At 65.6% G+C, this 23,734-nt stretch carries 27 protein-coding genes; 3 read left to right on the plus strand and 24 right to left on the minus strand.

Translation table 11 applies throughout. From position 1 onward, the window contains the following. Positions 1-495 precede the first annotated feature (495 nt). The 3 genes from M2320_RS11790 to M2320_RS11800 all read right to left on the minus strand — a co-directional run bounded on the left by M2320_RS11790 (position 496) and on the right by M2320_RS11800 (position 1,985). A complete protein-coding gene (locus tag M2320_RS11790) occupies positions 496-1,290 on the minus strand; it encodes a DUF1217 domain-containing protein (RefSeq protein ID WP_264597444.1) in 795 nt (264 codons plus the stop codon). Next, positions 1,287-1,544 (minus strand): hypothetical protein, encoded by a 258-nt coding sequence (locus tag M2320_RS11795; protein WP_264597445.1) that lies wholly within the window; start codon positions 1,542-1,544, stop codon positions 1,287-1,289. Before M2320_RS11795 ends, M2320_RS11790 begins: the two co-directional genes overlap by 4 nt. An 84-nt stretch (positions 1,545-1,628) precedes the next feature. Beyond that, positions 1,629-1,985: a hypothetical protein gene (locus M2320_RS11800; RefSeq protein ID WP_264597446.1), complete on the minus strand. Its 357-nt coding sequence runs from the start codon at positions 1,983-1,985 to the stop codon at positions 1,629-1,631. A 152-nt stretch (positions 1,986-2,137) separates the two neighbouring features. On the opposite strand from M2320_RS11800, the gene M2320_RS11805 reads away from it, so the two are divergent. Both M2320_RS11805 and M2320_RS11810 read left to right on the plus strand, forming a co-directional pair. Continuing rightward, positions 2,138-2,476 carry a hypothetical protein gene (locus M2320_RS11805; RefSeq protein ID WP_184428393.1) on the plus strand — a complete coding sequence of 113 codons (339 nt, stop codon included), beginning with the start codon at positions 2,138-2,140 and terminating at the stop codon, positions 2,474-2,476. A gap of 12 nt (positions 2,477-2,488) precedes the next feature. Continuing rightward, positions 2,489-2,935 carry a PilZ domain-containing protein gene (locus M2320_RS11810; RefSeq protein WP_264597447.1) on the plus strand — a complete coding sequence of 149 codons (447 nt, stop codon included), beginning with the start codon at positions 2,489-2,491 and terminating at the stop codon, positions 2,933-2,935. Between the two features lie 102 nt (positions 2,936-3,037). Here M2320_RS11810 and M2320_RS11815 read toward each other — a convergent pair whose 3' ends face one another. Beyond that, positions 3,038-3,709, minus strand: a complete 672-nt coding sequence (locus M2320_RS11815) for a response regulator transcription factor (RefSeq protein ID WP_184428391.1) — start codon at positions 3,707-3,709, stop codon at positions 3,038-3,040. Between the two features lie 225 nt (positions 3,710-3,934). Between M2320_RS11815 and M2320_RS11820 the strand changes: the two genes are divergently transcribed. Then, positions 3,935-4,330: a hypothetical protein gene (locus M2320_RS11820; protein ID WP_264597448.1), complete on the plus strand. Its 396-nt coding sequence runs from the start codon at positions 3,935-3,937 to the stop codon at positions 4,328-4,330. On the opposite strand, the gene M2320_RS11825 is transcribed toward M2320_RS11820, so the two are convergent. The 20 genes from M2320_RS11825 to M2320_RS11920 all read right to left on the minus strand — a co-directional run bounded on the left by M2320_RS11825 (position 4,327) and on the right by M2320_RS11920 (position 23,555). Further along, positions 4,327-4,914: a transglycosylase SLT domain-containing protein gene (locus M2320_RS11825; RefSeq protein ID WP_425540677.1), complete on the minus strand. Its 588-nt coding sequence runs from the start codon at positions 4,912-4,914 to the stop codon at positions 4,327-4,329. The two genes, M2320_RS11820 and M2320_RS11825, sit on opposite strands and share 4 nt — an antisense overlap. Then, entirely contained in the window at positions 4,850-6,727 is a 1,878-nt protein-coding gene (locus tag M2320_RS11830; RefSeq protein ID WP_264597449.1) for a flagellar hook-length control protein FliK, read from the minus strand. The genes M2320_RS11825 and M2320_RS11830 overlap by 65 nt, the downstream gene beginning before the upstream one ends. Further along, entirely contained in the window at positions 6,724-8,484 is a 1,761-nt protein-coding gene (locus tag M2320_RS11835) for a hypothetical protein (RefSeq protein ID WP_264597450.1), read from the minus strand. The genes M2320_RS11830 and M2320_RS11835 overlap by 4 nt, the downstream gene beginning before the upstream one ends. Next, positions 8,481-9,656 carry a MotB family protein gene (locus tag M2320_RS11840; RefSeq protein ID WP_264597451.1) on the minus strand — a complete coding sequence of 392 codons (1,176 nt, stop codon included), beginning with the start codon at positions 9,654-9,656 and terminating at the stop codon, positions 8,481-8,483. Before M2320_RS11840 ends, M2320_RS11835 begins: the two co-directional genes overlap by 4 nt. After that, positions 9,649-10,470, minus strand: coding sequence for a hypothetical protein (locus M2320_RS11845; RefSeq protein WP_264597452.1), 822 nt, complete (start codon positions 10,468-10,470; stop codon positions 9,649-9,651). The genes M2320_RS11840 and M2320_RS11845 overlap by 8 nt, the downstream gene beginning before the upstream one ends. Then, the gene (gene fliF / locus M2320_RS11850; protein WP_264597453.1) at positions 10,467-12,110 is read right to left on the minus strand and encodes a flagellar basal-body MS-ring/collar protein FliF; all 1,644 of its coding nucleotides are present in this window, start codon (positions 12,108-12,110) and stop codon (positions 10,467-10,469) included. The genes M2320_RS11845 and fliF overlap by 4 nt, the downstream gene beginning before the upstream one ends. Before the next feature lie 97 nt (positions 12,111-12,207). Next, positions 12,208-13,830, minus strand: a complete 1,623-nt coding sequence (locus M2320_RS11855) for a tetratricopeptide repeat-containing glycosyltransferase family protein (protein ID WP_264597454.1) — start codon at positions 13,828-13,830, stop codon at positions 12,208-12,210. A 107-nt stretch (positions 13,831-13,937) separates the two neighbouring features. Beyond that, positions 13,938-14,861: a flagellin gene (locus M2320_RS11860; RefSeq protein ID WP_264597455.1), complete on the minus strand. Its 924-nt coding sequence runs from the start codon at positions 14,859-14,861 to the stop codon at positions 13,938-13,940. Positions 14,862-15,171: 310 nt separating this feature from the next. Next, complete coding sequence (gene fliP, locus M2320_RS11865) at positions 15,172-15,933, minus strand: flagellar type III secretion system pore protein FliP (protein ID WP_264597456.1); 762 nt, start codon at positions 15,931-15,933, stop codon at positions 15,172-15,174. Then, positions 15,930-16,436, minus strand: a complete 507-nt coding sequence (locus M2320_RS11870; protein WP_264597457.1) for a flagellar basal body-associated FliL family protein — start codon at positions 16,434-16,436, stop codon at positions 15,930-15,932. Before M2320_RS11870 ends, fliP begins: the two co-directional genes overlap by 4 nt. A gap of 10 nt (positions 16,437-16,446) precedes the next feature. Beyond that, entirely contained in the window at positions 16,447-17,145 is a 699-nt protein-coding gene (flgH, locus tag M2320_RS11875; protein WP_264597458.1) for a flagellar basal body L-ring protein FlgH, read from the minus strand. After that, entirely contained in the window at positions 17,142-17,765 is a 624-nt protein-coding gene (locus M2320_RS11880; RefSeq protein WP_264597459.1) for a MotE family protein, read from the minus strand. The genes flgH and M2320_RS11880 overlap by 4 nt, the downstream gene beginning before the upstream one ends. A 73-nt stretch (positions 17,766-17,838) precedes the next feature. Continuing rightward, complete coding sequence (flgI, locus tag M2320_RS11885) at positions 17,839-18,939, minus strand: flagellar basal body P-ring protein FlgI (protein ID WP_264597460.1); 1,101 nt, start codon at positions 18,937-18,939, stop codon at positions 17,839-17,841. Position 18,940: 1 nt separating this feature from the next. Further along, positions 18,941-19,393 (minus strand): flagellar basal body P-ring formation chaperone FlgA, encoded by a 453-nt coding sequence (gene flgA / locus M2320_RS11890; protein WP_264597549.1) that lies wholly within the window; start codon positions 19,391-19,393, stop codon positions 18,941-18,943. 2 nt (positions 19,394-19,395) lie between these two features. Beyond that, on the minus strand, positions 19,396-20,187 hold the full coding sequence (gene flgG, locus M2320_RS11895; protein ID WP_184428374.1) for a flagellar basal-body rod protein FlgG: 792 nt from the start codon (positions 20,185-20,187) through the stop codon (positions 19,396-19,398). A 74-nt stretch (positions 20,188-20,261) separates the two neighbouring features. Further along, positions 20,262-20,570 carry a flagellar hook-basal body complex protein FliE gene (locus M2320_RS11900; protein ID WP_184428373.1) on the minus strand — a complete coding sequence of 103 codons (309 nt, stop codon included), beginning with the start codon at positions 20,568-20,570 and terminating at the stop codon, positions 20,262-20,264. 1 nt (position 20,571) lies between these two features. Further along, a complete protein-coding gene (gene flgC, locus M2320_RS11905) occupies positions 20,572-20,991 on the minus strand; it encodes a flagellar basal body rod protein FlgC (RefSeq protein ID WP_264597461.1) in 420 nt (139 codons plus the stop codon). A gap of 2 nt (positions 20,992-20,993) precedes the next feature. Continuing rightward, positions 20,994-21,374 (minus strand): flagellar basal body rod protein FlgB, encoded by a 381-nt coding sequence (flgB, locus tag M2320_RS11910; protein ID WP_264597462.1) that lies wholly within the window; start codon positions 21,372-21,374, stop codon positions 20,994-20,996. Between the two features lie 57 nt (positions 21,375-21,431). Continuing rightward, entirely contained in the window at positions 21,432-22,643 is a 1,212-nt protein-coding gene (locus M2320_RS11915; protein ID WP_264597463.1) for a hypothetical protein, read from the minus strand. 45 nt (positions 22,644-22,688) lie between these two features. Next, entirely contained in the window at positions 22,689-23,555 is an 867-nt protein-coding gene (locus M2320_RS11920; protein WP_264597464.1) for a CheR family methyltransferase, read from the minus strand. Between the last annotated feature and the right edge of the window lie 179 nt (positions 23,556-23,734).

Here is a 23,734-nt window from a genome sequence, read left to right on the forward strand (position 1 = left end):
ACACTCGAGCTTCACAGCTCAAAAGTATCGCGATGAACTTAAGATACGTGATCGTCGGTTTGTTCCTCATGAAAGACCTTCAAGTTTCCTCGAAGATCAACGCAAGGACTTCCGCCGTCCACGTTTCTCTTTCTTCCGATGCGATTGTCAAACAGCAGGGCCAAAGAATTTAAGCCTCACACCCTAAGGTGTCAACCCGATCCTTCAGCGACACGTCATCCCCGGCGACCTAGCCGGCCAAACCAAGAAGGTTCAGTTGAAGACGCGTCAGCGTCCGCCGCCAGTGACCGGCAGCGACGCCGTCGATGTCCGGCTTATAGGACCTCCCCGATCGAACCGTCAAGCGCCTTTTTCAAAAAAGTTGCATTATTTCGAAATTTGCAGATTAATGCGTTTGGAAACATGCACTTACGCACATCATGAAGCCCTTACGCTCCCGCTGCGCAAAAAAAAACGGCCGCGTCAGCGGCCGGATCAATCAGCGATCGGGATCGTTCAGTAACCGCCAAGCCTGAGGTTCTGCAGGCTCATCAGCGTGCTGGAGCTCATCATCGTGCCGGAGGAACTGGAGGAGTCGAACAAGCTGAGCACCAGATTTGCGCTTGAGGTCCCCGCCCCCGGGTTCTGGACGTCATACTGCGCCGTGAAGCGCTCAAGGAATTTCTGCACCTTGGCGCTGTCCTTGAAATCCGAATATTTGAGCAGCTTGTCAAAGCGCGCCGCCTGCGTGTCGACGTTCTGCACCGACGTATAGGACGAAATGCCCAACGTCGTCTGCACGACCTTCAGCAGGTTCGTGTCCGCGAGAATACTGTAGCCATCGGTGATGCTCGACGCATGGTCGCGAAAATAGAGGGCCAACTGCACGCCGGGGTTGGTCTGCCCCTGATTCGTCTCCAGCGTTTGCATGACATATTTGTCGACCACGCCCTGCTGCGCCGCCGTCTGCTGGGTGGTGGCTTTTCCAAGGGTGGCGAAATCGAAAACCTTCACCAGAGCGGTGATCTTGGGATTGTTAAGCTTGACGGCCAGCGCCTTGGAGCCGGACAAACCCTGCTCAAGCGCGGTCTGGATCATTTTCTTCGCATAGGTCATGTCGCCAAGGCCGAAGGCGTTCATGACATAATTGAACAGGCGGGTGTTTTTCACCAATTGCTCGGCGCTGGTGACCTTGCCGATATTGGCCTGGTAATATTTGGTCGCCTGCGACACCACGGGGTCCGCAGCCGTCAGCTTCTGATAGCGGGAAAGATTTTTGGAGATTTGCAGGTAATCTATAAAGGTGCTCACGATGGGGTCTCCGCAACGGGGTCGCGCGAGGTCAAGGACAGACCGAAGGCCTCCTGCGGAACTGGCGTGCAATCGATCAACCGCAGGCTTGGCCCACGCACCCGGTCTCCCGCAGAGGCCTGCGCCGCTATGGCGTGCAGCTCTCGCAGGCAGAGCGCCACGGAATCGGCCACCTGCATGTCGCGTCGCCCCTGAATCGGCGCATTGCGCAAGGCTCGGTGGATCGCTTCCAGGCGATTGATGATTTTTTCCATCACGGCGTCCGTCCTGTTCTTCTGGACGGAGCTTCCGCAAGCCCGGTTAATTTCGCTTCAACTTCCGCGAGAAAATGCGTTCGATCACGCTCCGAGAGCGCGGTGTGTCGGCGGAGCGTAAACGGCCGAGGCGCGGGAGAGATTGCGCTGGTCCATCTTGGCCGCCAAGGTTTCGGCGAAGGCGCTGGCGATGCCGCTCGCGCGCGGCTGCGCGACATCCATAGCCTGCGGGGCCGGTGCTGCGACGGGCGCCGGCGCGGCGGCCGGTTGGGCGTATTCCGCGCGCGGCTGCGGCTGCGGCATGGTGTTCTGCAAGATGTCACAAAGCTCGTTGATGGAGCGATCCAGCGAAACGAGCGCGCGATATTCAGGAACCTGGAGCAGGCGCTGACGCATTTCCTCCCGAAGCGCGCGCATGGACTCGAGAATTTCGTGGGGCATCGAATCAATCCTCCGTATCAGACGCCCCAACAATCCGCGTGAAAACTGGCGCGAGGCTTTCGTTTCCTACGAAAGCTTCGCAAAAGGATTCGGTTTTTTACTGGAACGGACGGGATGAGCCCGTCCAAGCCGCCCAAAGGACCGCCGACCTCATGATCGCCACCTGTTTCTCTGCGTCGGACGACATTTCAGTCGTTGCGAACAGCCCCGCGATTCTGCGCCTGCGCCTGCTTGAAATGCAATTCGCCGCCGCCGGCCCGCTGCCGGAGTCGCAGCGTCAATCGACCTATGACCTGATCGGCGCGCTGAAGCGCACCATTGCGGAAAAGCCCTGCCTCAGCTTCGCCGATGTCGTCGCCAAGCTGAAAACCTGCGACGAGTTGCGGCGCGACGGCATCGGCGAACGGGCGGACGATTCGCAACTGGACATGATGCGCAACGCCTTCGCCGACCTTCGCGACCAGGCGCGCCAGCTTCAGCCGGCCGCCTAATCCGAGCGCCCCATGGCCCCGCGTGACCTGACTGCTGAGAAAATCTCGCTCGGCCGCCCCTCCATTTTCGACCTGTTCCGGCGCAAGCCGCGCGGCGAAGTCACGTATAGCGTGCTTTCGAACGGACCGGCCGCCTTCGCGGACGAGCGCCGCGACGCGCCGCGACGGCGGACGCGCCTGCGCTCCGGCAAGGTTTTGGACCGCGCCAACGCCTTTGTGGTGGAAACCTCGATCCTCGACCGCTCCGCCGGCGGCCTGCGCCTCCGCCTGGCGCGCGACTGCGAGGCGCCCGAGATCTTTCATCTGTTCGACGACGAAACCGAGAGCATCTTCGCCTATCGCGTGATCTGGAGACGTCAGAACACGCTGGGCGCCCGCATGCTGCCGGGCGGCCCCATTCCGGCGACGCGCCGGCAGATCATCGAATTGCGCGGAAAATTCTACGCCATCAAGGATTGACGGCCCGCGACCTCGCCAGGCGCGGCCAGCGCCACCTGAGCCCGCATCACGCAAAAAGGCCGCGCGGGGGAGGCGCGGCCTTTCGCAAACGGGATGCCCCGGTCAGTTGAGCGTCAGGCAATAGCCGAGGTAACGCTTGGAATCGATGGGGTCGTAACCCAGGCGGTGGCGCAATTTCTTGCGCAGCTTGCTGATGTGGCTTTCCACCACATCCTCTTCGACCTCATCGTCAAAAAGACCATAGATCGCATTGAAAATCTGGGTTTTTGTCACCCGCTTCGATTGGTTCTGAACCAAATATTCGAGGATGCGGCGTTCGCGGCGCGGCAGCGGCAGCGCGGTGCCCCCGACCTCGGGGTCGCGGCCGTCGAAATAGACGCGCATTTCGCCGACGATCTTATATTCGGGCTGGGCCTCCTTGCGGCGGCGGATGGCGCCGACACGGGCCATGATCTCGCGCACATGAACGGGCTTGCGGACGACATCGTCCATGCCGGCGGCGAACAGCTCAAGAGTCTGCTCTAGCGACGGCGAGTCGTTCAGAGCGATCACGGGCGCGACGCAGCGTTCGCGGATCAGGCGCGGGAAGGCCTCGCGGTTGGAGCAGTCCCCGATGAGGAAGGCCTCGACCGCCTGGAGATCGGGTTTGTTGGCGCCCGACACCCATTCCTCGAATTCGTCCGGGCGCAGGCCCGTCGAAGCCACGCCTTCCCGGTCGAAACTGGTCGCGTAACCCGACTTTACGATCTCGCGATCATCCACAATGACGAACATGCCATCCCCCGTTCCCGAAAATCCATTTCAGTCCCGCGTGCGCCGCAGCGAACACACGCTCAAGTTGTGGCAATATGGTTAACGAAGGATTAACAATGGCAAAGCTGTCCCATAAAAGGGCACGCTAGGATCGCTCCCTTATGATTTGGTTGATATTTTTTGGAGCATTCTCACCAGGTTTCCGGTGACCGCCCACGGCGCCACACCTAACTGCCGGTTGTGTTTATGCGTACGCGTTCCGCTTCCTCGCCCCACCAGGGCGATTTCGCGTCGGTTCTGGCCTCGCTGGAGGGGGAGACGCGCGATTTTTTCCGCCCGGTCGCCGGCGTCGGAGGACTCTGGACCAAGAGCTGCGGCGAGGTCTATGACGCGGCGACCATCGCCAGCGCCTATGCCGAGCATCAACCGGCCGTCGCCGAACACAGGCCGGACATTCCCGATTTCGCCGAGATCGCCGCGGAAATCGCCGCCGCCCGAGACGCGGCCGAGCTGCACCGGTTGCGCAGGGTGATGGCGCGCGCCGCCCATCCGGATCGCGTCCCCAGCGAAAGACGCGCGGAAGCGGAGCGGCTGATGGCGCGGGTCAACGCCGCCATCGACGAAGCGCTCGCCTGCACTTAAGCCCCGCCCATCCCGCAAAACTTGCGCGCATTGTCGGTCCAGCCGCCGAAACCGCTGCGCACCATATTGGCGATGACGGCGCAGACATATTTCTTCTGCGCGTAATTGTTGTCGGGCCCGGCGTTGTAGCGCGCCACCGCGAGGGTCCAGCTCGTTTCCTTTGCGTAAAGCTGTTTCAGGAATCGCGCGGCATAGGCGACATTGAGCCGCTCGTCGAACATGGCGGCCAGCGAGGAAAAATTCTGACCGTGATAGCGGTGGTTGATCTGCATGCAGCCGATGTCGATGAATTTCGCGCCGCGCGCCTTGGCCTCGCTGAATTTCGCCATGGCCTCCGGCAGGCTCGCGGAGGAGACCGCGACCCCGTCGACATTCATCGCATAGGGCTGCAATTGGCCGCGCGCGCCCGTTTCGGTGAGACCCACCGAATAGAGCACGTAGAGCGGAATGTTTTCGGCGCGCGCGGCGCGCGCCATCTCGCGCTCGCAGGGGCCGAGCTTGGGCTCCGCCGCCGCCACGCTAGAGATAAAGACCGCGATCGCCGGCAGAGCCGCGCGGATCGCGGGAAACATCGCTCGGTTCATTCCCACTGTCCTGAGATTGGCGCCCCGAAGAGGTCTGACGCTGCCGGGTCGATTCGGATTCGCCCTGCCCCCCCGAGGCGCCGAAGGACGAGCCGGACATTTGCGGCGAAGCCCCCTGGCCCGACGGCCCGCCTTGCGCGCCGCTGGACGAGGAGTCGCCGGACATGCCCGCGGCGCTCGAACTGATCGCGACGCCGCCGAGGCCGAGGCCGGCGTCATGGAGCTGGCTTTCCAGCGCGACGCTCTTGTCCGAAATCATGCGGGCGGTTTCGCCGCGATCCGCGACAAAAGACAGCTCCAACCGGTCGCCGGAGCTTTTCATCTTGACCTGGAGACCGCCGAGGTCCTGCGGCGTCAGCGTGATCTCGAGGTCGCGGCGCAGGGCGGGCGTGGGCGTCGGCGGCGGATCGCGCAACTGCGTCGCAGCCGAAGAAGCCGAAGCCTGCACGGCCGCGCTCGAAGCGGGCGCTTGCGCCGCCGCGGGGAGACTGAAGGACGCGACCTGCGCGAAAGACGCAAGCGGCTCGGCCGCCTGCCCCCGGACATTGGCGTTTTGCAACGCCGCCTTTTCAAAAGACGTCTTTTCAACAGAGGCTTTTTCGCGCGACGCCTTGTCGCCGGACGAATCTTCGCCGGATGCGTTCCCACCAGACGCGCTCCCGCCGGGCGTGTTGTCCCCGGGGCCGGCGTTCCTGCCGGAAAAGGACGGCGACGAAGCGGCGCCGCTGAGCTTGGCGTCGACCGGAGGCAACCAGCTCTGCTGCGACACCACGTGAACCGACGTCGTCTCGGCGGGCTCGGGCTCCGAAGCCGTCGCCTCCGTCCGGGGTTTCGCGGGGCTCGCAAGGGCGGCGCCGATGCGCGCGACCGAATCGCTCGCCGAAGGCGTGGCGGCTGCGCCGGCAAGCGCCGTCGCGGAGCCGGCCGCAGCGGCGGCCGCAACCGAGGAAGCCGGCGCGGCGAGCACTTGCGCGATCTGCGCCGCAGCCTGCTGAGCCGTCGCGACGGCCGCGTCCGGCGCCTGAACCGGCGGCGCAAGACCTCCGGTGGCGGGGTCCGTGGTCGAAGCCGATGGCGCCGACGCGCCCGATCCCGAATCGCTGTCGGATATCGCCTTGGCCGGCGCCGCCGTGGGCGTCACAGCCGCGGCAAACGCGTTGGACGGTCGCGCCGAGAAGTCGGCCCGGAAAGGCGCCTCTTGCTGGACCGCCGCATCCTGGCGGGACGCGGGGACCGAGAATTTTGCCGGCGCATCGGCGCGGGGCGCGGGCTCGGCGCTCGCCGTGTCCTGCGTCGTCTGAGCCAGCGCCGCGCTCCCCGGCGCCAAAGTCCCGGAAAATATCTGAGGTGAAGCCGCAGCGGCGGTCGAGACCGTCGCCGTTGACGCCGACGCACTGGCGGACGTCGAGGCGGCGGCGGTTGAGGCGTCGGACGTCGAGGCGGCCGACGCAAGCGTCGGCGCCTCGCTCTGGCCGGCCCCAACGGCGGGGGACGCGGGCGCCGCCGTCGCATCCAGCCAGGCGACGGCCATGCGGCTGACCAGCCGCCCGCTGGCGGCGAGCGGAGAGGCCTTGGCGTTGTCCTGGACGTCGAGCAATTGGGACAGGCATGAGGCTGCGGAGTCGCCGTCCGCCGCCGCGAAGGCTCCGGACTCTCCGGGGTCTGCCGTCGATGTCGAGGCGTCGGCCTCCTCGGCGGTTTGCGCCAGCGCCGCGTCGAAGGCGGAGACATCGGCAAAAGCGTCGCGTGACGTCTTGCGCGACAACGCCAACGCGCCGGCGTCCTGCAACATCGTCTCCGCCGTCCTCATCATCTCTGCCTCGTCATGGTCTTCCTGACGCTGGCGATCACCGCGTCACCCTGGGTCAAAAGCTGTTCCGCCCGCGTCAGATCGGCGTCGACCGCAGTGGCGTCGCCGGGAGGCGCTTCCTTGAATCCCTTGGCCGGCGGGCGATAGATGCGCCCGGACACATAGGCCGCCGCGTCGTGGAGCGGCTGGTCGCCGGGCGGCAGTTTGGCGCGATCAACCCCGTCGAGGAGCCGCGCGCTGGTCGCCGGATCGGCGTCGCCGACAGCGGCGAGCGCGCCATAGACGATCGCGCGCTGACGCTCCTGCGAGTCCTCCGGACTCAGGTCGCGGGCGCGGCGCGCCGCCATCCGCGCCAGATCGACATTGCCAACCACCGAAGCATTCTGCGCCACCGTCAGATAGATGTTGCGCTTGGTTTCTGGCGTGAGGCTTTCGATGAACGCGTCGAGCTGGCTCCATTCCGACAGTTTGATCGACACGGCGACGCGGGCGACGCCGAGCATGAACTGCCGCAGGAAATTCTCGGCATAGGGCGAGGCGCGGAACCGCGCCCAATATTGCCGTCCCAACGCGGCGAATTTTTCATATTGCCGCTCCTCCGCGAGCAGGCCCACTTCGCGGCGCAGCGCCGCCTCCTCCACCAGCCCGCCCGGCGCCAGCAGCCGCGCAATGTCGAGCTTGGCGATCGCGCCATCGCGGTCGCGCGGCGTCATCAGGACGGATTGCACGAAGGCCACGGATGAGCCCAGGGAGGGATCGAGCGCCAGCGGATCGAGCGTGAGCATCACGTCGCGGTCCGGCCCCTCGACATTTTCGAGATAGGCCACCGCCGCCTTGACGACCGGCGCGTCCGAGGCGGGGAGTTTTTGCGAGGCCAGCGCCTTGCGGCCTGCGGTCGGATTGCCGCCGCTGAGAAGATAGACGATCAGCGCGCGCGCATTGTCTTTCTTCTCCCAGGTTTCCGCGGGCGCCTCGAAGATGACGCGGCCGAGCCGGCGCAAATGCTTGGGCATTTCCTTGAAAGCTTCGCCGTCGCCGGCGGAGACTTTTTCCTGCAGGTCCTGCAGGCGCCGCACCATGAGTTCGATTTCGCTGGGCGGCGATATCGGCAGCGGCTCGATCACCACCTTCTGCTTGCCGCCGCCGCCGCCGCCATGCCCGCCGCCTTCCGGGGCTTTCCCATGCCCGCCCGCGGCGGCTTCGCCGTCCTTCGCTTCCTTCTCGGCGGGTTTGTTGGCCTCGCCATGGGCTTCGCCCTCCTTCGGCGCGGCGCCCGCCTCGGAATGTTCGCCTTCGGGCTTGGGAGCGGCGCCCTTGTCGGCGCCGCCGCCCTCCGGCGCCGCCGGCTGGGTCCCGTCCGGCTGCGCTCCATTCGCATTGGTCCCCGCGACCTGCGTTCCGCCCTGGGGCGGCGCCTGCATCATCCTCCAGAGAAAATAGCCGCCGCCCCCGCCGCCGAGCAGCAGCAGCGCCGCCGCCGCGGGAACAAGGATGCGGGCCTTGCCCTTCAGCCGCGGAATGAATCGCTTGAGCCCTTTGCGCGGCGCCTCGATGCTCTCCTCGCCCTCCGGCTTCGCACCCTCGGCCTCCGCCGCCTTCTTCTTCGAAAATTTGGGCAGGGAGAATTTCGGCAGAGAGATTTTCGGCGCGGAGATTTTCGGCAACGCGATCTTGGGCAACGCGATTTTCGGCAGCGCGACCTTGGGCAGCGAAATCTTCGGCAGCGAAATCTTGGGCAGGGAGAACTTCGGCAGCTTCATGACGACGCCTTGCGCAGCAGGATTTCGATGCGGCGGTTCTCCGGCGCCTCGGGCTTGGCGGCGTTCACCGGCTTGCGGTCGGCATAGGCTTCGATCCGCTCCAGGCGCCCGGCGTCGAGACCGCCGCGAATTAGCATGAATTGGGCCATTTGCGCGCGGGACGCCGAGAGCCGCCAATTGTCCGACGCGCCCGTGCGGAACGGCCGCGAATCCGTGAACCCGCGCAGGACGACGCCGCCGGGCCGGTTCTTGAGCATGCGCGCGATGCGCTCCATGAGATGAACCATTTTCGGATTGGGCTGCGACGAGCCGAGTTCGAACATGCCGAACTTGTCATTGTCGGTCAGGCTGATCAGCAGGCCCTCGCGCGTCGCCTTGACCTCGAACCGCGGCTGGTTGTCGCCGATCTCGTCCTTGGCGGCGACGGCGAGCTGCTTTTGCAGCGCCTCGGCGTCGGCTTTTTCCGCCGCCTCCTGCGCGGCCTCCGCGGCGGCGGCCTGCTGCGCCGGCGTCTGCGCGGGCGTCTGCGCCGTCTTCTGGCCGGGTTTGGCGCTCTCCGCCTTGACAGGAGACTCCGATTTCCCGCCGGAGGGGGCGGGCGGCGCCGGCGGCGTCTCGTCCTCGGGCTCCTCGGCGTCGTCGGCGGCGCCCTCGGCGGCGCGGAACGGATCGCGATAGGCGTCGGCCGATCCGGCTTCCGCAGCCGAGCCCGCCTTGTTCTTTCTTTCCATGGGCGCCTTGCCGGCGATCTGCTCGAGCGCGGCATAGGGGTTCTGGAACAAAGTGTCCTCGTTCATCAGCGCCTTGGCGTTGATGTCCTTGAGCGGCTCCTTGCCCTTCTGCTCCATCTTGCCCTGCTGCTGCCCCTGGGGCGGCGCCATGTCGGGCTCGCCCTCGTTCACGGGCGGCTTGTCGTCGGTCGGCTTTTCGTCGCGGATGCCGCGCTTGTTCTTGGCGAAATCCTCCATCTTCACCGGATTGAAATAGCGGGCGATGATGGTCTGGCTGTCCTTGTTGGTCGAGTTGAGAATCCACAACACCAGGAAGAACGCCATCATCGCCGTCACGAAGTCGGCATAGGCGATCTTCCAGGCGCCGCCGTGATGGCCGTCCTCATGCGCGCCGTGGCGGCGAACAATGATGATTTCCTGTTGTTCCGCGTCTTCACTCACCCGGCGCGCTCCCGGCGATTTGAGTCACGTCCTGGCTGGCGTCCGGACTCACGTCCTGGCTCTTGGCGCGGCTCCGGCGCCGGGCCGGCGGCTTTTCCGCGGGCGCGTCGGGATCGGCGGGCAGCGCGCCCAAAGCCTGCATCCAGGCGCCGAGCTGCGTTTCGATCACCGTGTCGTCGACGCGCACGCGCACGTCGAGCCCGTCGCTCACCGAATAGACGATCGACGCCGGCTGGTCCGCGAATTTCTCCTTGAGCGCCTCGAGCAGGTCCTGCGGACCGCTGATTTCGAACAGCGAGCGCCGGCGCGACGAGAACAGAACCTCGATGTTCTGCACGAGCGAATCGGTGACCCGCGCGATCACCGCCTGGGTCAGGAACGGCCGCAGAATGTTGGCGACGGCTTGCGCGCACCGGGCCTCGAAATCGGCGATGGCCGCGCGATGCGCCTCCGCCAGGCGCTGGCCCTCCTCCAATTGCCATTTCGCCCGCTCGCGCGCGAATTCCAGCGCGCGGCCGCTCTCGAGCCGCGCGCGCTCCTCCGCCCATTCGCGCCGGGCCGCCTCGCGCCCCTCCTCGAAGGCCTTGAGCATGCTCTGTTCGAGTTTAGGCGAGGCGGCGACGCCGGGGCGCGGCTCGTCCGGCGGCGCGACCTCAGGCGCCGGCTCCTTCCGGCGCAACAGCGGCGACACCCGCGCCGCCTGTTCGTCCGCCGTGCGCTTGCGCGGCGGCGGCCAGGGCAGAGACGGCGCGGTCTCGGCTACGGAGGGCGACTGCTGTCGCGCGAGATATTCGGCGAACGGAACCGGCTTCATGCACGCTCTCCGTGACGGATCCACTGTTTGAGAATTGCGGCCGCCTGGGCCTCATCGAGTTCGATCATCTGTTCCAGCCGCTTCTGCGGACTGCGTCCGCGCTTCAGGTTCAGATCTTCGAGCAACGCCTGCTCCTCGGCGCTCTCGCCGATCAGATTGGGCTCGATCTTGCCGTCGGGACCGGCGAGTGCGGGGCCGCCCGCCAGCGCCAGCGCGCCCTCGCCGGCGATCGGCTCGCGCAGCTCGATCAAGGCGCGCGTGGCCGGACGCAGGCCGACGAACACCACCAGCGCCGCGACGCCGAGCAGAGCGAGCGCCGTCATGATGCTGCCGAACTGGCGCAGCAGCACGTCGACGATCCCGAGCGGCGGCGAGGGCTCCAGCTCCTTGCCGCTGTCAACGAAATCCACCGCCGAGACTTTGATGACGTCGCCGCGCTCCTTGCGCAGGCCCGCCGCGGACGACACCAGCTGCTCGATCTCGGCCACCTGCTTGTCGATCGCCTCCGGCGTCGCCTTGTCGCCGAGCGTCGCGGCGACGCCCTGGCGGTTGATCAGGACGGCGACCGAAAGGTTTTCAATCGCATAGCCGTTGGAGACCGTGTTGGTGACCTTGGAGGAGAGCTCGAAATTGGTCAGCTCCTCCTTCTTGTTGCTTTCCTCATTGGCCTGCTTGCCGTCGCCCGAGGAGGAATTCGGCTGCGGCACGTTGCGGCCCACCGAGGTCGGCGACTGCGTGGAAGAATTCTGCGAATTCTGCGTTTCCTTGATGGTGCGCACCGAGCGCTCAACCCGCGAATCCGGATCATAGGTCGTCTGCGTCGTCTCCTTGCGATCCGTGTTCAGCCGCGCGGCGACGCTGATCTGGAAATTGCGCAGCGACAGATAGGGGGCCAGAGTCCGCCGGATGTTGTTCTGGATCTCAGCGGAGACGCTTTTTTCCAGCGTGAGCATCTTGCCCGGGCCGGCGTCGGCGCCGTCGGAGCCCGAGGCCAGCAGCGTGCCGTCGACATTGAGCACGGTCACCTGGTCGACCGTCATGGCGGGAATGGCGGAGGCGACGAGATGGCGGACCGCCTGGGCGATCATCGCATTGTCCTGGCCCTCCGTGCGCAGCACGACGGAGGCCGAGGGCGGCTGTTTGGCGCGGCGGAACGAGCCTTCGTCGGGCATCACCAGATGCACGCGCGCCGCCTTCACGCCGCGCATGGTCTGGATGGTGCGCGCCAGCTCGCCCTCCAGCGCGCGCAGCCGCGTCACCTCCTGCATGAACGAGGTGAGGCCGAGCGAGCCGAGCTTGTCGAACAATTCGTAGCCGGTGCCGCCCGAGCGCGGCAGACCCTGCTCGGCGAGCAGCATGCGGGCGCGGGCGGTGTCGCCATAGGCCACATAGACGGTGGCGCCGTCGGCGGACACGTCGAAATTGACGCCGGACTCCTTGAGCGCGGCGCCGATGCGGGTGACGTCCTGCTTGTCGAGGCCGGCGTAGAGGATCTCGTTGGTGGGACGGCTGAGATAATAGGCGGCGACGCCGATGAGCCCGAACACGATCACGCCGATCGCCGCCAGCAGCGACAGGCGGCGCGGCCCGAGCGCAAGCAGGTTCGAAATTAATCGGTCGAATTGTTCGCGGGCGCTCATACCCTATTCCAATGAAAGGTCATTTTCGATCCGCATCATCGGCGGTTAAACTTGCGTGGAGGTTTTGCCTCATGTTCCGGGGCGGCCGCGCCGAGGTTCAGCGGCCGAACCCCCGGCCGATTTCGGCGCTGATCGTCGCAAACAGCGCCGTCCAATCGTCGCCGTCGGGGCAGCGGAACAGCCGCATGGTCGGGTACCAGGGCGAATCCGAGCGCGCATTCATCCAGCGCCATTCGGAAATGTGGCGCAAGGCGACCCAGACCGGACGGCCCAGCGCCCCCGCCAGATGGGCGATGGAGGTGTCGCAGGTGATGACGAGGTCGAGATTGGCCATCACCGCCGCGGTGTCGATGAACGCATCCGCGCCGGCGTCGAAGGCGTCGCCGAACAGCTGGACCCGCGTCGCCAGCGCCTGCGGCAATTCCTCCTGGCCCGGGTCTTTCTGCAGGCAGAAGAACTGCGCCGGCGCCGTCGCCAGGGGCGACAGTCTGCCGGCGGGAATCGACCGGCGCGGATCGACGCGGAAGTCGACATTGCCGCGCCAGCACAGGCCGATCTTCGGCCCGGCGCCGGCCATGCGCTCGCGCCAGAACGCCACCCGCTCGGGTTCGGCTTGCAGATAGGGGATTGGCGCGGGAATCGAGTCGCGCCGCGTCGCGCAGGCGCGCGGCAGGCTGCTGATGGCGAGCGTCGCGTCGAAATCCCCCGCGAGATCATGCTCGTCGCGCCAGGCGATCTCGACGCCGCTCGACGCCAGCAGCCGGCGCATTTTCGCCGGTCCCGCGAAGGTCACGGCGGCGCCGGCGCGGGCGAGCAGCACGATGTAGCGGAAGAACTGGATGGTGTCGCCGAGGCCATGGTCGTTGACGACCAGAATTTTCCGTCCGGCGAGGCTGCCGGGATCGGCGAGATCGAAATGGGCCGGCGAGCTTGCAACCGGGCGCCGGCCTCTGTCCCAGCGGTATTCATAGCCCTCCCACCCCTCGGCGAAGTCGCCGAGCAGCAGCTGCAGGCAGCCGCGATTGCTCTGGCCCTCCGCCGACTCAGGCTCCAGCGCCAGCGCCCGGTCGAAAGCCCGCATCGCCTCGTCGAACAGGCCGAGCTCCTTGTTGACGATGCCGAGCCCGCAATAGGCCAGCACGTAATCCGAGCGCAGCGCCACCGCGCGCAGATAGGCCTGGCGGGCTTCGCGATAACGCCCCAGGCGCATCAGCGCATTGCCGAGATTGAGATGGGCGTTGGCCATGGCGCCGTCCAAAGCGATGGCGCGCCCGTAGGCCTCGATCGCCTCCTCGAGCCGTCCCAGCGCGAAATAAGCGGCGCCGCGGTTGCAATGGGCGCCGGCGTGGGTCGGCCGCAGCGCGCAGGCCCGTTCGAGCCGCGCCAGCGCCTCCTCCACATGCTCATGCTCCAGCAGCAGGACGCCGCTGTTGAACCAGCCCAGCGCGTCGTCGGGCTTCAGCTCCAGAGCGCGATTGTAGAAGGCCAGCGCGCCCGCGGCGCGCCCCTTGCGCTGCAGAATGCAGCCGCCGGCGAACAGGGCCTCGGGAAAGTCGGGCCGCAGCCTGAGCGCCTGGTCGAGCAGGTCGATGGCGGCGTCGAGGCGGCCCGCCGCCTGTTCGGCCATGCCGAGGCGATAGAGATGGTCCGGCGCGCCGATGGCTGCGCCGCGCGGAGAGGAGGGCGACGTCGCGCGCCGCGATTGGATTTTCGAACGCATGCGACGAAAACAACCACGACAAGCTGGCGCGAGGCTGAGTCGCTTGCCAAAAAGAAAGGCCGCGCTCTCGCGAGCGCGGCCCTGATGTTGGAAGCAAAGGGTCCCGATTACTGGAACAGCTTCAGGATCATCTGGCTCGACTGGTTGGCGATCGACAGCGACTGCACGCCGAGCTGCTGCTGCGTCTGGAGCGCCTGGAGGCGGGTCGAAACCTGGTTCATGTCGGCCTGCACGAGCGAGGCGACGCCGTTCGACAGGTTGGTCTGCATGGTCGAGATGAACTGCTGCTGCATCTCGATCGTCTGGGTGTAGGAGCCCAGCGTCGCCGAGGCCGATTCCATCTTGGAAATCACGGCGTTGACTTCGTCGAGCTTCTCGCTGAGCGTGCCCTTGGTCCGGGTCGAACCGGAATAGGTGTCCTGGGTGTCGCTGGTGCTGACGGTGATGCTCAACAGACCCGCGGTCACCGAAGCGCCGCCGGATTGGGTGGTGTTGAGGACGCCCGCGGTGCCGGCGGCGCTGTCGGTCATCTGCAGCGTGCCCATCGTGGTGGCGTCGATGGCGATGCCGGTCACGCCATTGCTGTTGGTATAGGCGTTGGCGATATTGGCGGTGGTGGTGGTGCCGTCGAGCCAGTTCTGGCCGTTGAAGGTCGCGCCGCCGAAGATGGTCTTCAGCGAGGCCACCTGGTTGGCGACGTCGGTGCCGATCTGGGTCAGGTCAGCGCCGGAGGTCTGGGCCTCGGCAAGGTCGTTCTTGATCTTGTTGACGACCGACATGGCCTGGGTCATGGCCGTGGTGAAGGTCGAAACCATCTGGCCGGCGACCTTCAGCGAGGCGCCGACCGCCTCGAGCGCGCCATTGTCGGAATCCATGGTCTTGGCGATCGACCAGTAGGACGAATTGTCGGACGCATTCTGGATCGCCAAGCCGGTCGAGAGCTGGCTCTGCGTCGTCGACAGATTCTTCTGAGTCGAAGCCAGGTTTTGCAGGGCGGTCATCGCCGAGGCGTTGGTGAGCAAATACGACATTGTGGATTGTTCCTGTACGTTGGTTGAAATTTGCTAGGAACATCCCGGGCTGACCGGAACAACAGAGGCGGCCTCATGCCTTCGAGCCTCACATGGGCTCAACTCGTTGTGCATGAGTTGCAACCTAACCGGGAAAAATTGCCAAGGCGTTAATGCAGGGAAGGTTTCGCAACTTCCGGCCAAACGCCTGGAAAACCCGCGGTTTTTTGCCGCATGCGCCGTCAGGGCCCGCCGAGCGGCCCAAAATCGTTAACTCTGCCCGCGCCGTGACCGACGCAGGAGCAGGCGGCGCCTTCCCAAAAGTTGCGCTTTAATTCACCGAGCGCACCAGGCTGCCGATGAGCATGTTCCAGCCGTCGATCAGCACGAAAAACAACAGCTTCATCGGAAGGGAGATCATCGAGGGCGGCAGCATCATCATGCCCATGGACATGGTGAGCGTGGCCACGATCATGTCGATGATCAGGAAGGGCAACAGGATGAGAAAACCCATTTCGAAGCCGCGCCGCAGCTCGGAAATCATGAAGGCGGGAATCAGCACGCGCAAATCGGCCTTGGTGCGATCGGCGATCTCGAACGAGCCCTTCGACAGATCCTCGAACATGCGCAAATCCTTTTCGCGCGTCTGATTCGCCATGAACTGGCGGAACGGCTCGACGATTTTCGGAAAGGCCTGCTCCTCGGTGATCTGGTTGTCCATCATCGGCTTAACGCCATCCTTCCACGCCCGGTCGAAGGTCGGGGCCATGACGAAGAAGGTCATGAACAAAGCGAGGCTGATCAGCACGAGATTGGCCGGCGCGCTCTGCAAGCCGATGCCGGAGCGCAGAAAGGAGAGCGCCACGGCGAAGCGGGTGAAACTCGTCACCATCATCAGCAGGCCCGGGGCAAGCGACAGCACGGTGAGCAAAGCGACGAGCTGGATGATCCGGCCGCTGGCGAGGCCGCCGACGGAATTGAGCGCGGAAGCAAGATCGCTCGGCGGCGTCGCGGCGGGGGCGGCGGCCGGCGCGGCGAGCGCGGTCGCGGCGGAGGCGAGAAGGACGACAAGCGGCAGGACACGGCGAATCATTGCACCACCAGCGCCTTGATGATGAATTTCTTGACGGCGCCCTGCGAGCGCGTCTGCACGCGTTCGTTGATGTCGGCGCGCAGATGTTCGAGGCCGGCGACGCCCTGGATCTGCTCGAGCGTCTGCGTGCGCAGGAAGGCGAGGATGTCGGCGGAGATTTCCGCCGCCAGCGCGTCGCCGCGCGGAAGCGTCTTGCCCTCGAACAGGATCGCCCCTTCGATGCGCACCCAGACCTCCTTGGGCGAGGCCAGATTGGTGACGGCGGGCGGCACTTCCAGGCTGCCCATCTGCACGAGCGGCGCCGCCTCCTCCTTGCGTTCGACGGGCTTGGCGCCCTCCTTGGCGGCCGGCCCGGGCGGGACGGGCTTGTTCATCATGCCGACGCCCGCGCCGACGCCGCCGGCGATCACCCCGGCGACGACAAAGCCGATGGCGTTCTGCGCCATGGTCATGCCGCCCTTTTCCTTGCCGGCGTCTTGCGGCTTCGGCTTTTTTTCGGCCATGCGCGCGCCCTCAGAACGGTTTTGCGGCGTCGAAGAGCTGCTGCCCCCAGGAGGGCTGCTGGACGTCCATGATGCGCCCCTTGCCGCCGTAGGAGATGCGCGCCTCCGCGATCTTCTCGTAGGAGATCATGTTGTTGGCGCTGATGTCGCGGGGACGGACGATGCCGGCGATCTCCAGCTGGCGCATCTCGAAATTGACCCGCACCTCCTGCGTGCCGCTGATCACCAGATTGCCGTTGGGCAGAATGCGGGTGACGACGGCCGCGACGGCGAGCTGCATCTTCTCGGAGCGATCGATGGTGCCCTGCCCGTTGGACGAGGAGGACGCATTGAGGTCGCCGGCGGCGTTGACCTTGTGCTTGTTGGAATCCAGGCCGAACGCCCAGTTGAAGCTTCCGGTCTCCTGGGCGGTCTGCGAGCGCCCGCTGGTGTTGCCGAAGCTCGCCTTGTCGTTGATCAGGATGCTCACCGTGATGACGTCGCCGATTTTCGAGGCGCGCGAATCGGTGAACAGATTGGCGGCGCCGTCCTGGAACAGCGAGCTGCCGTTGCTGGCCCTGGGCATGTCGATGTTCATCACCGAGGGATCGGTGCGCGCGGTGAGACCGCTGCCGACCGGCGACATGCTGGGCTCCTGGAACAGGTCGTATTTTCGGGCGCAGCCGCTCGCGGCGAGCAGCAGGGTCAAGGCGATGGCGATGCGATTCACGATTTCTTCTCGTCGGATTTGGCGGCGGCGCCGGACAGCAGATCACTGAGGCGCGCGGCGCGCTCGGCGTTCATTTCTCCCAGCACGGCGCTGGCGACCGCGGGCTTCAATTTGAGCAGGATGGCGGTGGCGGAATCGTCGTCCATGGCGGAAATCTGCGCGGAGGCCGCCTCGGGCTTCATCTTCGAATAGATGGCGGTCAGGCTGTCATTGGCGCGCGCCAAAAGCTCCTCGCGCTTGCGCACCCAGTCGCGCACCTCGGCCTCCTTGGCCTCGAGTTCCGCGATCTTGACGACCATCTGCGCCTGCAGCGCCCTGATGCGCTCCTCCTGCCAGGCGAGCCGGGTCGCGGCGGCCGAGCTGGCGACGGCGCCGCAGAAATTCTCGGCGCCCTTGGGCCCCTCGACGACGGGCGGCTTGGGCTGCGGCGGAACCGGCTTTTTCAGTTGGACTTTGCGCAGGCCCGGCAGATCGGGATCGGTTTTCGGCGGCTCTTTCTTCTTGTCCTCGCCGCCGGCGCCGCCATGTTCGCCGCCGCCGCCACCGTGCTCGGCGGCGAGGGCCGGCGCTCCGACGAGGGCGCAGGCGAGAAAGACAGCAAGGAGATTTCTGCAGTTCATGGAGCGGGTCTTCCTTCGCCCGCACTTTCGCCTTGCAAGCTTGCGCCGCGCTGGCGCATCGCCATCCTGTTAACTATTGGATAACGATGTCCGCCTGCAGCGCGCCCGCAGACTTGATCGCCTGGAGAATGGCGATGATGCCCTGCGGCTTGACGCCGATCTGGTTGAGGCCGCGCACCAGGCCGCGCAGCGACCGTCCGCCGATCATGGCGACGGAGCCGCCGGACTGGCTGGCGTCGATCTGCGTCTGCGGCGTCACCACCGTCTTGCCGCGCGAGAACGGCCCGGGCTGCGACACCTGCGGCGTCTCGGTGATGCGCACGGTGAGCGTGCCCTGGGTGACGGCGACCGGCGTGATCTGCACGTCCTGGCCGATGACGACGGTGCCGGTGCGGGCGTCGACGACGACGCGGGCGGGCGCGTCGGGCTCGACCATGAGGTCGCCGATCTCGGCGATGAAATGGGTGGCGCCCACGCCCGGCGGCACCTGCAAGGTCACCGAGCTCGGGCTGTCCTCGCGCGCCGTGCGCCGGCGGTAGGTCGCGGCGCTATAGGCGTTGATGGCGTCGGCGATGCGCACGGCCGTGCTGTAATCGGGATTGCGCAATTCGAGGCTCAGCGTCGCCTGGTCGCCGAACCGCGTCATCAGCTCGCGCTCGACCGTTGCGCCGTTGGGCACGCGGCCCGCGGTCGGCACGCCCTGGGTGAGCGATTCCGCCTGCCCCTGCGCGGCGAAGCCGGTCACCGCCACGGCGCCCTGCGACACGGCGTAGACCTGCCCGTCGGCGGCGGTCAAGGTGGTGAGCAACAGCTGGCCGCCCATCAGCGAAGAGGCGTCGCCCAGAGACGCAACGGTGACATCGAGCCGCGTGCCCTTGGCGGCGAAGGGCGGCAATTCCGCCGTCACCATCACGGCGGCGACATTGCGGGTGCGCAGATTGACGCCGCGCACGTTCACGCCCATGCGGTCCATCATCGCCTGCAGGGATTGTCCGGTGAACGGGGAATTCTGCAAGCTGTCGCCGGTGCCCTGCAGGCCGACGACGAGGCCGTAGCCGACTAGCTGGTTTTCGCGCACGCCCTTGACGGAGGCCACATCTTTGATGCGCACGGCCCCATGGGCGACGCACGACAGCGACAGGAAAAACGCCAGGAGCGCCGCGTAAAATTTCATTTCAGCCGCCGTTCACCAAAACCGTTCCGTCCGCCTGAATGGCGCCGGACACGACGATTCCGCTCTCGATGTTGCGCACCTGGACGACCTGGCCGACATAGCCATTTTGCAGCGCCTGCGCGTTGGTGACGATGGTCAGCCCGTCCGCCTGGTAGACGAGCTGGACCAATCCGCCCATCGACACCGCGCGCGGCTCCTCGACGGCGACGGCGGGAATCGCCTTGCCCGGAAGCAGCGTGCGGCGCGCGACCTTGCCGACGAGCTGGCCGCGTTCGACAAGAATGCCGGTGAGATCGCCGTTCGGCGCCGGCGTGTCGCTCAGCATGGACTCGGTGATGCGGTCGCCGGGATAGATCACCTGGGCCGGCACGACCATGTCGCGCGGACCGGCGCCGGCGACGGACGGCGCCGCAAGCGTTGCGGCCAGGACGACGAGCCGCGCGAGGCGAATCATGGTCAAGAGGTCCTCAGATTGGCGATGGTTCCGGCCATCGAGCTTGCGGCTTCGAGCACCTTGGAATTCATCTCATAGGCGCGCTGCGCCTGGATCATGGTGGCGATTTCCGAGACGGGATCGACGTTGGACGCCTCGAGATAGCCCTGCTTGATCTTGCCGATGCCGGGGTCGCCGGGCACGCCGGTCACCGCCTGGCCCGAGGCCGCCGTGGGCTGGAACAGATTGCTGCCCAGCGCCATCAGGCCGGGTTCGTTGACGAAGGTCGCGAGGGTCAACTGGCCGATTTGCTGCGGATTGGTCTGGCCGCCGATGGTCGCGGAAATGATGCCGGTTTCGCTGACCGTGATCGCGGTGGTGTTGTTGGGCACCACCATGTTCGGCATGATCGGATAGCCGTCGGTGTTGACGATCTGACCCTGCGCGTTGGTCGAAAGCGAACCCGCGCGCGTGTAGAGCGTCTCGCCGCTGGGCGACTGCACCTGGAACCAGCCCCGGCCGGAAATGGCGAGATCGAGCTGGTTGTTGGTGCTGGTCATCGAGCCCTGGATCTCCAGCGGCCTGATCGCGGCGGTGCGCACGCCCAGGCCGATCTGCGCGCCCTCGGGCACCACGGAATTGGCGCCGCGATTGGCGACGCCCTGAAGCCGCTCCGCCTGATAGAGCAGATCGGTGAATTCCGCCCGCGACCGCTTGAACGCGGTGGTGTTGATGTTGGCGATATTGTTGGCGATGACTTCGAGGTTCTGGTTCTGGGCGTTCATGCCGGTGGCGGCGATCACAAGGGCGCGCATGAATGACTCCGTAGCGTTTTCAAGCGAAGTGGATTCCGGTTCGCGTTAAGAAAACGCGTCAGACGTAAAAGCTCTCAAATCTGCATCTGGCTGATCTGCTGATAGGCGGAGACCGCCTTGTCGCGAATGGCGACGGCGGTTTGCAGGGTGCGCTCCGCCTGCATCACGCTCTCGGTCACCTGCTGCACGCTGACCTTGCCCTGGATGCCCGACATCGACACTGATTCGGCGCCTCTCAAGGTTTTCATTGCGTCGCCGGCGGCGGCGGCCATCGCCTGGCCGAAATCGGCGCCCGCGCTGGCGGAGGCGGCGGCGGTGACGGGAGAGGACGGGGCGAGACCGCGCGCGACGTCCATGGCGACAGGCAACAAAGCTCCGATCATGTCAGGTCCTCAAGAGATCGATGGTTGCGGAAAGCATCTGGCGGGATTGCTTCACGATTTGCAGATTGGCCTCGTAAGACCGATTGGCTTCGCGCATGTCGGCCATTTCGAAGAGCAGATCGACATTGGGCATTTTCACATGGCCGCTGGCGTCGGCGGCGGGATGTCCCGGCAGATGTTCGGTGCGGAACGGGGTGGTGTCCGCGCCGATCGACTTGACCTGCACCAGGTTCTCGCCGCTGGCGCGATCGAGTTCGCTCTCGAAAGTGATGGTCTTGCGCGAATAGGGGTCGGCGCCGGCGGTCGAGCCGGTCGAATGCGCATTGGCGATGTTTTCCGCGACGATGCGCAGACGGGTCGACTGGCTGTGCAGGCCCGAACTGGCGATATGCATGGAGGAGACAAGAGGATCGATCGCCATGGTCAGGCCTTCACCGCATTCATCAGCATCTGGTGGAACGAACGGACGACGCCCACGTCGAGCGCGTGGGCGCTGTTGACTTCGCCGGCCTTGAGCATTTCCTGCTCGAGGTTGACGGAGTTTCCGGAATAGACGACGTCCCAGCTCTCCGTCGGCTTGACCCGCGATTTCGAGCCCGCCAGCGCATCCGGCTTGATGTGGCCCGGCGCGGTCGCCGCCATGGGCAATTGCAGATGCGACAGCACCGAGGAGAAGGGCGTCACGTCCTGCGCGCGATAACCGGGCGTATTGGCGTTTGCGACATTCGAGGCAATGGTCGCCTGCCGTGTCGAAAGCCAGCTCGCCCTTTGCGACGCAAGCGAAAACAGCGCCAGGGTCTCCACGAACCACCCTCCTGATGTTTGTTAAGCTGAACAGAAGATTAGGCGCGCAATCTTGCCTCAGGCTGGCTCAGGGGTCTGCTCGTGGTCGGCGCCGCGCGCCGCGACCATGCGGCGGAAGGCGTCGAACAGACGGCGCATATGCGCGGATTTGTAGGGGAAGGTGACGGGATTATCGAGATCGTGCGCGATCATGGCGGTGCCGATCTCGAAGATCAGCAGGCGGCCGTCGGCGGCCTCCGCGCAATCGATCTGCAGATAGTCGAGACCGAGGCGCCGCTTCAGCCCGTCGAGCGCCGCCGCATGCCGCGCGGCAAACGCTTCAAAGTCGCGCATAAACATCTCTTCCTCGGCGCGATGGGCGGGATTGTGCAGCATGTCGGCGTTGAGATAATGCACCATCCAGCGCGACGACACGGCGTAATGGATCGGCCAAGCCTGTCCGTCGACCAGGGCGATTCGAATCTTGCGAAACTTGCCGTCGGCGCCGGAATAATCGACGAAGGGCGCGACATAGAATTCGTCGCCGGAATGGCCGCGCAGGTAGGCGCCTAGCGCCGCCGCGGTTTCGATCTTTTCCAGCTCTTCGCCGGCATGGGAATCGACGGGGCGGATGATCAGCGGATATGAACCGCCCTCCCCGGCCGCGAGCGCGGCGCGGGCGATGCGGCGGTTTTCCGGGAAATGCAGCCCCTCGACTTCGCGCAGCAAACGCCAGGCGCCGTCGCGCGTCAGGCGGGCGATGGCGGCGGGATGGTTGAGGATGGGGCTCGGCCAATAGGGCGCGGCCTCGTCGATCAGGCCCAGGATCTTCTGGTTGGCGCAGGATTCCGCCACACCGACCAGGGCGACGTCATGGGGCGGCAGCCGAAGGAAATCCGCCTCGCTCTGGACATAGAGGAAATCGACATTGATCGGCGCGTCCTCCAGCAGGAATTCCACCGGCGTGTTGGCCATGAAATCGCCGGGGGCGAGCAGGACGAGGAGACGGGTCGCGCCGGGGATGCGCGCGTTTTGCGGGTAGAGCTTGCGGCGCGCCAGCGCCTCGCCCTGCACGCGCAGCCGCGCCGCGCGCGACCCGCGCAACAGCTCGACCGTGGACAGATCCATCAGCGCATTGGCGTCATCCGGATTGGCGGCGATTCGCGCCTGCAGCGCCTGCGCGATCGGCGCCAGCGATTCGCCGCGCATGGCGCGGCGCGTCAGCGCGGCCAGGCCGATCAGCGGCGGTTCGATTGAAACGGAAGACGAGGCGCAAGGCGAGGCGGACATCAGGAAGCTCCAGAATCGGGCCTCCGACGGTCGCAGCGCCCTCCGCTATTTTGCCGCGCGGGCTTGCTCCAGGCTGGCGCCCGTGCGCAAGGGCTCGTGCTGCGGCGTCGCCGCGCGCCGCGTGAGAATGACCCGATTGTCCGAATGCGGCTTGAATTCCGAGGAATAGCCGATCACGCTTTCGGCCGCGCCGAGCACGAGAAAACCGTCGGGCGAGAGCCTTTGCGCCATGCGGTTGAGCACGTCGCGCTTCTGGTCCGGCGCGAAATAGATCAGCACGTTGCGGCAGAAGATCACGTCGAACTGGCCGAGCGCGGAAAAGTCGGCCATCAGATTCTGCTGGCGGAAGTCCACGCGGGAGCGGATGTGCTGGCTGATCACCCAATTGTCCTTGCGCTTGGTGAAATAGCGCACGAGATGCTGGGCGGGCAGGCCGCGCTGCGCCTCGAAATGGGTATAGACCCCGTCCTTGGCCTTTTTAAGCACGGTTTCGGCGATGTCGGTGGCGACAATGTCCACCGTCCAGCCCGCGAGATTGCGCGCCTCCTCATCGACGATCATGGCGAGCGAATAGGGCTCCTGCCCGGTCGAGCACGCCGCCGACCAGATCCGGATCTTTCTCTGCCGGGAGCGGTGCTTCAGCAGTTCCGGCAGGATGGCGTTGCGAAATCCATCGAACGGCTGGCGATCGCGAAAGAAGAAGGTTTCGTTGACCGTCATGGCCTCCGTCACCTTTTTCGCGAGCGTCCGGTCGGTCTCGATCATGGTGACGAGTTCGCCGAGATCGCTCAGGCCGGCCTGCTCGATCACCGGGGTCAACCGCGCCTCGACGAGGTATTTCTTCTCCTTGTCGAGCGACAGGCCCGAGGATTTCAGCAGAAAGGCTTGTAACGCTGCAAAGGCCTGGGACATGACGCATACTCACTCAAGGACACACAAACGCCTGGAACCCATGACCGCAGGCGCGATCAATGGGCTCGCCTCTTTCCCCGCTCCAAGCAGGATTTCCGAAAAGTGGCGGCCGGTTCTCGGATCAACAATCCTGCAGGAACACAGGGAAGGCTGAGCATGATTCGTTGGCGAGCCAACGA

The organism is Rhodoblastus acidophilus, assembly GCF_025961575.1.
Taxonomy (GTDB): Bacteria; Pseudomonadota; Alphaproteobacteria; order Rhizobiales; family Beijerinckiaceae; genus Rhodoblastus; species Rhodoblastus acidophilus_C.